Here is a 10,485-nt window from a genome sequence, read left to right as displayed (position 1 = left end):
AGCGTAAAGAACTCCCATCATCGCAGGTCACAAGGCACTTCTTCATTTTCCCAAGCGTCATCCACAGGCATCGGTCGGTGGATCGAGGCTTAGCCGGGCATCGACGGCAACTCGACGCATTGGGCCCGATCCGACCCCATTTCTCCGGCCTCGCCCTCGGCGCAGGCCACACCGCAGCCACCGCCTGGCCCGAACGCACAGCATCCGCCTCGGTCTTGCCCTTTCTACTGTCGGCGCCTCAGCGCTCTCCGGATCAGCAGGAAGGCCGCAAGGGCGATCAGGACAAGCCCCATGAAGATCACGATTGCCCCGACGGCGACCAGGAACGTCCCAAGCAGGATCAAAATCGCCCCGATGATGAGAAGAAACATCGCGAGAACGGTCACGGTCGCCTCCTGTACCCCCTCCGACTCTGACTCCTTCCGGCCTCCTGTCGCAAACATATCCGGACAAATCTAGCAATTTGCTTGTCCTCGGCGGTGGCCACCTGCTGGGATCCGGCCCATTCACGGGCCGGCCTCAGTTCTGCCATGAAAGCGCGCGGACCGCTCCAGAAGCCCTGCCTGTCCTGTTACGGCGTGAGACCTGGCTGGCAGGGAACCCGCATCCAGACAAAGGGCCTGCGCTGCCGCTGGCAGACGAAGCAGACGTCTTCCTTGCTCCGCGGTCGCGCGATGCGCATCCCGCAGTGGCGGACACGCATCCCTACCTGCGGCCCGGTCTCAGCGGCTCCCGAGGCGGCGCCGAGCCATCTGCCTCCTTCGGAGAGAGTTTCAACATCATGACCAGAAACACCCCGGTCCGCCGGCCGCCCTCGGAGAGGTCCGGCAGTGACTTCGCCCGACTGTCGAGAAAGATCGCCGCTGCCGGGTTGCTGGGGCGCCGTCCCGGCTATTACGCGCTGCGGATCACGGTGGTGGCCGGGCTCTACCTTGGTGGGTGGGCCGCCGTCGCGCTCATCGGCGACAGTTGGTGGACTCTGGCGGTCGCCGCCTTCCTGGCCGTTGTCTTCGGCCAGGTCGCCCTGCTCGCCCATGACGCGGCCCACCGCCAGGTGTTCCGCCGACGCCGGGCCAGCGAGGTGTCCGGACGGATCGCTGGTGCCGGTATCGGGATGGGCTACGGGTGGTGGCAGGACAAGCACACCCGCCACCACGCCAATCCCAACCATGAGGAACTCGACCCCGACCTCGACCCCGACCTGCTGGTCTGGTCCCAGGATCAGGCCCGGGCTGCCAAGGGGCTCCCCCGCCTGATCGGCCGCTGGCAGGCGTTCCTGTTCTTTCCGCTCCTCACGCTGGAGGGCTTCAACCTGCACGTGTCGAGCGTGAAGGCGCTGGCCAATCGCTCGCTGAAGCACCGAACGCTGGACGGCGTCCTGCTGTTCGCGCACTTCGGGCTCTACCTGACCGTGCTGCTGTGGCTGCTGCCGCCCGGCATGGCGATCGCCTTCCTCGCCGTTCACCAGTGCCTCTTCGGCGTCTACCTCGGTTCCGTCTTCGCGCCCAACCACAAGGGCATGCCGATCCTGAAAGGCGAAGACCGCCCGGACTTCCTGCGCCGGCAAGTGCTCACCTCACGCAACGTGCGCGGCGGCTGGTTCACCGACATCGCGCTGGGCGGGCTGAACCATCAGATCGAGCATCACCTGTTCCCCAGCATGCCCAGCCCCAACCTGCGCAAGGCCCGGACCATCGTGCGCCGCTACTGCGAGGACCTGGGTGTGGACTACGTGGAGACCGGGCTGATCGCCTCCTACCGGCTGGCCCTCACCAGTCTCCATCAGGCCGGAGCACCACTCAGGCACCCCCGCGCCCCCGCCTAGAGAGGTGCTGCCGCAACCATCGGTGCCCGTGATGTGGTGACGGACGGCACGCATCGGTCCAGGAGCACGGCTATTCGGCGTACGGCGACGACTTGGAGAACCTGGCGGCGGAGTCTCGCAGTCCACCGCTACGGATCCTGGCAGACATCGGTGTTCCCGCGACGGTGGCCGCGAGCCCGGCGGCCTTGTCGTCGGGGCCGCCGGGGGGCGCGCCGGTGTCGTACGCGGACAGGTCGACCGGCTCGCCGACGGGGAGGTGGAGCAGGTCACGCAGCGCCTCCTCGTCGCGCTTCCTCGCCATGGCGCACCTCCTCCTCGCGTCGGTTCCCCCGATGGTGCGCCGGGGCGACGGACCGCGCTACCCGTCCAGCGACCGGTGCTCCGACGGGCGACGACGGCGCCTGTGCGGACGTCCGGGGGTGCTGGATCAACCAGCGGATCGTCCGCTCTTCTGCCCGTCCGTCCTCGTCGAGCAGGCGGAGCCGGCCGAGCTGCGGCTCGATCGACTCGACCCACCACACGACCCCGTTCAGAAGAAGGCGGCGCCGATGGCCATATCGCGAAGCCCCCAGCCTCGGGCGGTCACGACTGCCGCCGTGGTGAGGAACCGAGCCAGACGGGCGAGCCATCACTTATGGTGGTGCCCGGATCCGTGGCCAACTGCCGGCGCCAGAGCATATGTGTCGCCCGCGCGCGGGCGAGCACCGGAGCGCCTCGTCGCCTCGACCCCGTCCGCGAACGTGAGCGTCCCTGCCTCCCGGATGGCGGCCAGCAGTTCGCCTTGGAGCCGCATGGGGTCCTACAACGGACGACGCTGGGACGACAAGAAGTCCGGCCAGACGTGCCATCATGTTCTTTGATCTTGCCCCCGTTTTCCCTTTCTTCGCAGGCCAGAGGCCCTTTGCCGTACCGGGCCTTGGTGATCGTTCCCGGCCTTTCTCCCCCCTTCCGTTCCCAGAGCGTTCCCAGAGCGTTCCCAGGAGACCCGCCCCGCGGCGCCGGCGGCGGGGCGCCGGGCGGTCGCCGCAGGTCAGCCGAGCGCCAGATCAGGGGGGCATCGGAGTGCCTTTCCAACGCAAAGAGGCCCTACCCCGCCTGGGGGTAGGGCCTCTTGGCCGTCTGGGCGGCCACTCTCCTGGGCCGCTGAGGACAGGCTAGCGGCTCTGGCGCTCGACCGTCTGGCAATGCGGGCACACGCCCTGGGCGTTGGGCCCGTAGCGGGCCGTGAGGCCCTGGCAGCGTGTGCAGTAGCCGACCTGGTTCGGGGAGCAGCCAAGGAGGAGCGCCGCTGCGGCGCGGTCCGTGGTCGGGTCGATGCGTGCTGGCTGCTCATCCATGTACGCCCGGCGTCCGCTCTCGGCGGGATGAAGGGCATGGGTGTCTTCCTCCTGGTGGGGTCAGCGGGGGCATAGAGGCGATAAAGCCCACCGTCTGGGCAATGTCCTCCGACTGGAGCCAGTCGATGGTCTCCTTCGAACCCTCCAGTCACGCGCTGGCGCCGGGATCGCGACCAGCGGGTCGTTCAGCAGTTGTTTCCGGTATGGGATTGGTGGGCGCCCACCTGGGGCGGCCAGCCATAGCAGCCGCCCCAGGTGATTGCGCTGCAGATTAGAGCTCGGTGTGCCACCACTCGTCGGAGGGCGGGACGGAGCCGGGGTTTCCGATGACCGTCATGAGGCGGGCGGTCAGCTGGGAACTACTGCTGAACGTCCCTGCGTGAGGGCCGGCGTAAACCGGTGTGATGGGGCGTCCGGACCACAGGTCGTCAGCAAGGCGGGAAAGCTGTTCCCAGTGCTGTTCAAGCTCGACCTGATTGAGAGGCAGGCCGTCGTAGAACCGGCCGGGGTTGCGCATGATGTCCGACATGACTCCGTAGACATCCCAGAAGCGGGCCGCCTCGGAGGTGTACTGGATCATGAGCATCAGCGATCGAGCGGTCGAGTTGGAGTTGCCGCCGTACTGCAGCTGCCACGCCGAGTTCCACAAGTCGTTGAGGGATATCGGCATCGCCTCTCGGCCGTATCCGGCCGCACCTGACAGGCTCTGGTAGTTAGAACCGAACGAAAGGTTGTGGATCTGCCCCTGCGGGGGCAGCAGGTTGCCTGATCCGTTCAGGGCCGCGTTGGCCATGATGGCGCCGAGGTTGGAGTCGTTGAAGGCGTATGTATCGTTGTAGTGGTTGGTGAAACCAAGCAGATACAAGTTGCGCGGGTTGAACCAGAGACGCAGCTCTTCGGTGTCGGAGAGGTTCAGGTCCATCCGGATCAGCGTATTGCCATCACCGTAGGTCTGAGTAATCCCGATTCCGTTTTGCCAGTAGTGACCTGATGCGTTCCGCAGGCTCTCGAGCAAAGTCCAGTACTGCCCGGCTGCCGTCCCGCTCGCTTGATCGCGCAGGTTCATGTAGATGTGGCTTACTTGACCACTCTGAGTGTCGGCCTTTGCCGTGTTTGCACCCAGTCCGATCCAGCTTGCCGCAACAGCGAGAAGTGCGAGCATGGCCGCTATCTTCATTCGCGTTTGCGGCCTGACCGCTGGGAAGTGAAGTCGCCCGAAGGGCACGTTTTCTCCTTGATCGTCTTTTGGTTTGCAGGCGCCGCCCAAATCAGGACGGCGACGCTTGGGGGGTGATCAGCTAGGTTCGCCGGTCGGCATGATGGTGACCTGCTGAAGGTTGACGCGTGCCGGCTGGGAGGCGAGGAATCCGACGGTGTGGGCGATGTCCTCGGCTGTCAGCCACTCCATCACCTCCTTGGAACCCTCCAGCCATGCCTGCACGCCGGTGTCGGTGACGTGGCTTTGCAGTTCCGTCCCGACGATGCCCGGCTCGATCGCGGACACCCGCACCTTCTTTTGGCCCAACTCCATACGCAGGTGCCGAGACAGGTGCGTGACGAAGGCCTTGGTGCCTGAGTACACGGCGAAGTTCGGGAAGAGGTTTTGTGCGGTGATCGACGAGGTGTTGACCAGATCGCCGACGCCGCGTTCGGCGGCCGCCTCGACCAGCTGCGGAACGAACGCGCCGATGACGTTCATCAGGCCCGTGATGTTCAGGTCGATCTGGTGCTGCCACTGGTCCGTGGCCAGCTCCTCGATCGGGGCGGGGAGCATCACGCCTGCGTTGTTGAAGAGCAGGTCTGCGGCACCCAGGTCGGTCTTCACCCGGTCTGCGGCGGCGCGCACGACCTGCACGTCGGTCACGTCGGCGGCGATTGCCAGTGCGGTGCCGCCGTTCTTTTCGATACGCGTGACCAGCCCGGCAAGCCGGTCCTCGCGCCGGGCCAGCACGGCAACCTTCGCTCCCAGCGATGCCAGGTGCTCGGCGGTCGCTTCACCGATGCCGCTGGAGGCGCCAGTGACGACGGCGACTCGGCCGGCGAGTGGGGCGACAAAGGTCTGCGAGGTCATTGAGGGGTTACCTTCCGTGAAGCTAAGGGGGATGCGGGCCGCTCACTCCGGGCCGCTCGTCCAGCAGACCACCGCCAGACCCCCTGCTACGGCCGCGTACGGAACCCTGTCGAGGCTGGTACCGACAGGGCCACCCATGCCGGATATCTGGCATGCGCTGAGCGTCACACTGGATGCATGGAGTCCCGAAGCGAGCTCGCAGATTTCCTGCGTACCCGGCGCAGCCGCCTGTCCCCTGACCAAATGGGGGTGTCCCACGACGGTCGCGCACGCCGGGTGCCGGGCCTGCGCCGCGAGGAGGTCGCTCGGCTCGCAGGGGTGAGCACCGAGTACTACATACGGCTCGAACAGGGTCGGGCCGGGAACCCGTCACCGGAAGTCCTGGACGCTTTGAGTCGGGCCTTGTGCCTGGACGCGACCGAGACAGAGCACCTGCGAGATCTGCTGGCCAGGCCGACTGCCGCCACTCGCCGTGGCCCCACCGGTCCGCAGCGAGTGCGTCCGGGCCTGCATCTGATGTTGGAGACACTTCAGCACGTGCCGGCGTACGTCCTTGGTCGGCGGACAAACGTGCTTGCCTCCAACCGACTGGCGCGAGCCGTCCTGACGGACTTCGAGGCCCTGCCAATGCAGGCCCGCAACATGGCCCGCTACTACCTGCTGGACCCCTCCGCCCGGCAGACGGTCGGCGACTGGGAACGCATCGCTGCCGAAACCGTGGGCGTCCTCCGCCTCGAGGCAGGGCGCCGGCCCCACGACCGGCAACTCGCCGACCTCGTCGGCGAACTCACGCTGCAGTCAACTGAATTCACGACCTGGTGGAACGACCACCGGGTGCTCCGTTGCACCCACGGTGCCAGGGTTCATCACCATCCCATCGTCGGTGACCTGCACTTCATCTTCGAGTCTTTCCCGGTCCCCGGGGACGCGGAACAGACTCTTTACGTGTACAACGTCGAGCCTGGCTCACCAACCGAAGAGGCACTGCGTCTGCTCGAGTCGTGGAACGCACCCGCCCCTGAGTACAGCCCGTCTCGCCCCACTCCCCCCTCGGCCTGACGCCGAGAACCCTCCCGTAGCAGGGACGGCTACCTAGCCGAGCAGGCCTCGAAGGGCCATCTCGGCCGCTGCCCCTTGCCGCCACCCGCCGGTCAGCGGATCCCCTGACCCCTTTAGACGGCGCACGAGCCGTCGTGCGCGCTTTCACCATCAGGGCGCGCGTCCGCCCCTTTACACGAAGCTACGCAATTTGCCGGATCACCCTCCCGTTTCTTGGACGAATTCGCGTAGGCGCTGCAAAAGCGTTTCCGGTTGCTCCTCGGCGATCCAGTGGCCTGAATCTTCAATCGGCCGAACGGTAACATTCTCGGCCACCTCCGCGATCATCTTCTCGGCTATCGCAAGAAAGAAGCTCGCGGTTCCTCCGAGTCCCAGCACGGGCATTTTGAGCTTACCTTTTTCCGACAGGATGCGCCGATTGTCTTCCGCGTCCCTCTCGAATGCCCGGTAGAGCTCAAGGCCCGCTCGCATGGCCCCAGGGGCCGTGTAGTCGGCAACGTAACGCTCCGCGTCCTGTAGCGAAATGGCATCCGGATTCGCGCTTAGCTTCACGTAGAAGTTCCGCAGATACGGGAAGGCACTGCCCGCAATGAGCGTCTCAGCTTCGTTTCCTGCGGCGGCGTGGAAGTGGAAGTGCCACAGCTTGTTCTGGCTGTACTTGGTGGTCCCCAGGCTGCTCTCGTAGGCTTCGGTTCCGGGTATCGGAGCCTCCATGAGCACGAGACGCCTGACGTGATTCGGATAGAGGGGTCGCGTAGGCGTATCCGACCAACATCCCGAGGTCGTGGCCGACGAGCGTGATGGGGTTCATCACGCCGAGATGGTCGAGCAACGCCTTGATGTCACCCGCCATGGTTTGCTTGTCGTATCCGCTTTCAGGTTTCGACGACCCGCCCGCCCCTCGGTAATCGGGAGCCACGACGAACCATCCGTCTGAATGTAGGGGCTCGATGATGTATCTAAACTCCCACCAGGTCTGAGGCCAGCCATGCAGTAACACGATCGTTCGATCGTCTCGGCCGTTGCTCGGCGGGGTGCCCGCTGTCACGTAGTGGATGCGGACGTCCGCGGCGTCGAACATGTTGTGACGGAATTCGTGCATGTCTGCGCCTCCTGGCGAGCACTGGCGGCTCAATGCTCTCGAGTCGGCCAGACCTCCGCACTGAAAGTGGCTCCTACGCCCGCGACCCGGGCAGGATCAGCTACTTGGAGGCGGTCTCTACATGCTTGAGGATGTGCTCCGCCCACGTCTCCGGGGAATCAACCGGACTGAAATGCCCGGTGTTCTCCATGAAGTGCAGGTCATAGTCGCTGTAGAACTCGTCCAGTGTGTCGGCCCACTCCGTGGGGAAGAGCGCGTCACTATCCGGCCACAGGATGGTGATGTTCTTCGAGAACCTGTCTTCCGGCGCCGGCTTGGTCTCGTTGGCGTAGTAGGTGATGGGGTTACCCTCGGGGTAGCGGAACCACATCGCGCCAGCTACGAATGCGCCCGGTTCCGAGTGATTCTCGGTGAGGTGGTCGAGGAGCGCGTCGGGCGCCGGCGAGCCTGGGGGCGACCAGCTCACCAGGTTCTCTCGCAGTGCAGCACGGACGGCGTCTGGCTTCCCGTCGATCAGGTCCTCGACGAGCCTGGTCTTGTACAGGATCGCGTGCAGGAAGGCGTTGACTGCCTTCTCTTCCAGAATCCGTCGCCCTACACCCATGGTCGGCGGGGCGATGACTAGGGAGTGCGCAAGGTCAGGGCGCTTCGCAGCGATGGTCTGGACGGTGAAGCTTCCCACGTCGTACCCGCACAGCACCGCGTTACTGATGCCCAGTTCGTCGATGAGCGCGATGACGCCCTCGACCTGGCCGCTGAGCGAATAGGCGTTGCCGACGTCCTTCAGGTGCTTGTCGGACTTCCCGTACCCGCGCAGGTCCGGGGTCACCACGTCGACGCCCTCACCCAGAAGCGGCACCACACGCGAAAACTCCATGTGATCGCCCGGGTTGCCGTGTACGAGCACCACGGGCGTTCCGCTGCCCGAGCGTTCGTAGTAGTTTCGGAAACCCTGCGTAGGCTGCGAAAAAGGCATGCGAAACACCTTCCAGTTGCCTTACCGCTGATCGTGGTCAGGTCAGCGAGGAATCTCGCTGTAGTGGTGCTCGTCGTAGTCCGACTTCAGGTATCGGTTGACGGTGTCGTTGAAGTCAATCCAGTGCGGCGTCTTGCCATGCACGTCCAGCTTCTCCTGGGTCTCCCAGTGCTCGACTAGGGCGTAGCTGTACGGATCATGGGCGTTGCGCCACAGCTGATACAGGCTGCACCCGTCTTCTTTGTTGGACTCCACCACCATGTGGTTCAAAAGTTTCAGGAACTTCGCCTCGTGTTCCTGAGCCACGTCGAAGAAGACGTTCAGAATGATCACGACGACCCTCCCTCACGTAGTCCCCATGCCATCATCATGGGCGGAGGTCCTGCGCTATGCATCTGGACAGCCGTGGAGATTTGTGGAGGACATGCTTCCCTGCCCGGGGAGGGGGTTCTTGGCGCTTCGCCCTCCTGGAAGGCATGCAGGACGTCTCCGATGAAAGAGGTCGTAGATCAGCACGCCGATCAGACCGCTTTTGATCGTGTCGTGGCGTGCGAGGCGCAGTACCCGTATCCGGCCCAGCCGGCCAGTTCCGACCGCTTCACCGTCGGGCGGGACATGCCGCACGGCACCGACCGATCTCCAGCTCGTCGTCGATCTTCACGTACAGTGCGACCAGCCGGGTGTCCAGGTCATTCGTCACATAGCGATCTTGAACACCCTCTTTGCATTCCCCGACGCACCGTCAAGCGGTGCCACCCGGGTCAAGCGGCAACGCTGGTCGGCGCACACGGGACGTGCCTGCGCCACAGTACTTCGCTCTCGCCGGTGGGCGGGCGGCTACTCGCCAGCCGCTGAAAGGTCCATCCGCCACACGTTCGAGCGGATGAAGTGCCCCTTGGGATACTCGAACTCACACTCCTCAACGAGTTCGAGCCCCGCCTTCCGGCAGACCGCATTCGACGCGACATGGTGGACCGAGGGAAAGGCATGCAGAAAACGATGCCTGCCATCGGCCTTGGCCTTGCCGACGACCGCCACGGTCGCCGCTACCGCCAGGCCGCGCCCCTGAAACTCCGGCAGGATGCCATACCCCGTCTCATAGGCCGGCTCGCCGCCCCACTCGTGGTCCCAGAAGCCAGTCGACCCCACCACCTGGCCTTCCGGCAGCAGCACAACCCGGAACATGGTCCCGTTCGCATCGGGGTCGAGATAGCGCCTATGCCGCTCGACGACCTGTTCCTCGGTCTCCGGGCCGCCGAGGTGTTCGGTCATCTCCGGCGTGTTGGTCTTGCGAAGCAGGTCCAAGTCGCCCTCGGACCAGTGTTCAAGGCCCACTTGTGGAACATTGATCGATGCCATGACGACAAGATATGGGCGAGGTCTGACAACGCTCAGCCACGAAGCACGATCAAGTTCGCTGACCCCGCATGCGACCGAACACATAGAACTTGATCATTTAGGGCCGAGCATTGCGTGGAGGCCGGGACTTGCCTGAGGCCCCCTCGATGGGCTGTGGGGGAGGGCGCCACTGGTGCTCACGACGCGGGGCGACTCTCGATGGCGTTTTTTTGAATCTCCCAGGTGTCGCTCTTGAGGTAGGCCGTTGCAGCGCACCCCGGCTCAGTCTCGGGTGGCGCCTACGGGCCACACGATGTGCACGGGCACGCCGACACGACGCGTAGGCGACGACATCGGCGGTGCCGCCATAACCGCGGGCCGGTTGCCCGTCCCACACGGCGATCATCTGGTTGGCTGGGCGATGACGTGTGGCTGGGGCTGTGGTCCGGGTCAGGCGGCGCCCACCGGTGTGGGGCCGTGCCAGTCCAGGCACAGCACGGTGGCGTCGTCCTGAAGGTGCCCCTTGCAGGCGTCGATGACCGCGGTGGTCAGAATGCGCACGACTTCGCGGGGATGGTCGGGGGCGGTGTCACGGATCAGGCCGGGCAGGTCCAGGGTCTCTGCCTGGCGTTCTTGCATGCCGTCGGTGTAGAGGAGCAGGCGGTCGCCCGCGCGTAGATCGATGTTCTGGACGCGGTAGGTGCCTTGTGCGGGGACGCCGAAGGGCAGATTGATCTCCAGGTGGACTTCGTCGACGGTGCCGTCGCGCAGGCGCAG

General features: G+C 65.1%; 13 protein-coding genes. 2 read left to right on the top strand and 11 right to left on the bottom strand.

Going from position 1 to position 10,485, the window contains the following annotated elements:
* Positions 1 to 224 precede the first annotated feature (224 nt).
* Entirely contained in the window at positions 225 to 386 is a 162-nt protein-coding gene (locus ACWDA7_RS45775) for a hypothetical protein (protein ID WP_450613210.1), read from the bottom strand.
* A gap of 395 nt (positions 387 to 781) precedes the next feature.
* On the opposite strand from ACWDA7_RS45775, the gene ACWDA7_RS45770 reads away from it, so the two are divergent.
* On the top strand, positions 782 to 1,825 hold the full coding sequence (locus ACWDA7_RS45770; protein WP_450613208.1) for a fatty acid desaturase family protein: 1,044 nt from the start codon (positions 782 to 784) through the stop codon (positions 1,823 to 1,825).
* 70 nt (positions 1,826 to 1,895) lie between these two features.
* On the opposite strand, the gene ACWDA7_RS45765 is transcribed toward ACWDA7_RS45770, so the two are convergent.
* From ACWDA7_RS45765 to ACWDA7_RS45750, 4 genes are all read right to left on the bottom strand, one after another.
* The gene (locus ACWDA7_RS45765; RefSeq protein WP_450613206.1) at positions 1,896 to 2,126 is read right to left on the bottom strand and encodes a hypothetical protein; all 231 of its coding nucleotides are present in this window, start codon (positions 2,124 to 2,126) and stop codon (positions 1,896 to 1,898) included.
* A gap of 853 nt (positions 2,127 to 2,979) precedes the next feature.
* Positions 2,980 to 3,162 (bottom strand): hypothetical protein, encoded by a 183-nt coding sequence (locus ACWDA7_RS45760; RefSeq protein WP_450613204.1) that lies wholly within the window; start codon positions 3,160 to 3,162, stop codon positions 2,980 to 2,982.
* Positions 3,163 to 3,433: 271 nt separating this feature from the next.
* On the bottom strand, positions 3,434 to 4,324 hold the full coding sequence (locus ACWDA7_RS45755; protein WP_450613202.1) for a ribosome-inactivating family protein: 891 nt from the start codon (positions 4,322 to 4,324) through the stop codon (positions 3,434 to 3,436).
* A 132-nt stretch (positions 4,325 to 4,456) separates the two neighbouring features.
* Positions 4,457 to 5,233, bottom strand: a complete 777-nt coding sequence (locus tag ACWDA7_RS45750; RefSeq protein ID WP_450613200.1) for an SDR family oxidoreductase — start codon at positions 5,231 to 5,233, stop codon at positions 4,457 to 4,459.
* A 177-nt stretch (positions 5,234 to 5,410) separates the two neighbouring features.
* Between ACWDA7_RS45750 and ACWDA7_RS45745 the strand changes: the two genes are divergently transcribed.
* Positions 5,411 to 6,292, top strand: a complete 882-nt coding sequence (locus ACWDA7_RS45745; protein WP_450613198.1) for a helix-turn-helix domain-containing protein — start codon at positions 5,411 to 5,413, stop codon at positions 6,290 to 6,292.
* Positions 6,293 to 6,490: 198 nt separating this feature from the next.
* Here ACWDA7_RS45745 and ACWDA7_RS45740 read toward each other — a convergent pair whose 3' ends face one another.
* From ACWDA7_RS45740 to ACWDA7_RS45715, 6 genes are all read right to left on the bottom strand, one after another.
* Positions 6,491 to 7,006, bottom strand: coding sequence for an alpha/beta fold hydrolase (locus tag ACWDA7_RS45740; protein ID WP_450613196.1), 516 nt, complete (start codon positions 7,004 to 7,006; stop codon positions 6,491 to 6,493).
* Complete coding sequence (locus ACWDA7_RS45735; RefSeq protein WP_450613212.1) at positions 6,891 to 7,373, bottom strand: alpha/beta fold hydrolase; 483 nt, start codon at positions 7,371 to 7,373, stop codon at positions 6,891 to 6,893. Before ACWDA7_RS45735 ends, ACWDA7_RS45740 begins: the two co-directional genes overlap by 116 nt.
* A 121-nt stretch (positions 7,374 to 7,494) precedes the next feature.
* Positions 7,495 to 8,370, bottom strand: coding sequence for an alpha/beta fold hydrolase (locus ACWDA7_RS45730; RefSeq protein WP_450613194.1), 876 nt, complete (start codon positions 8,368 to 8,370; stop codon positions 7,495 to 7,497).
* 42 nt (positions 8,371 to 8,412) lie between these two features.
* Positions 8,413 to 8,703, bottom strand: coding sequence for a putative quinol monooxygenase (locus ACWDA7_RS45725; protein WP_450613192.1), 291 nt, complete (start codon positions 8,701 to 8,703; stop codon positions 8,413 to 8,415).
* 504 nt (positions 8,704 to 9,207) lie between these two features.
* The gene (locus tag ACWDA7_RS45720; RefSeq protein ID WP_450613190.1) at positions 9,208 to 9,729 is read right to left on the bottom strand and encodes a GNAT family N-acetyltransferase; all 522 of its coding nucleotides are present in this window, start codon (positions 9,727 to 9,729) and stop codon (positions 9,208 to 9,210) included.
* Between the two features lie 429 nt (positions 9,730 to 10,158).
* Positions 10,159 to 10,485, bottom strand: a 327-nt coding sequence (locus ACWDA7_RS45715) for a PP2C family protein-serine/threonine phosphatase (RefSeq protein WP_450613189.1), incomplete at its 5' end; no start/stop codon positions are given.

This window comes from Streptomyces sp. NPDC001156 (genome assembly GCF_053598275.1).
Note: the sequence above shows the minus strand (reverse complement) of the source record. Positions and strands in the feature narration are given on the sequence as shown.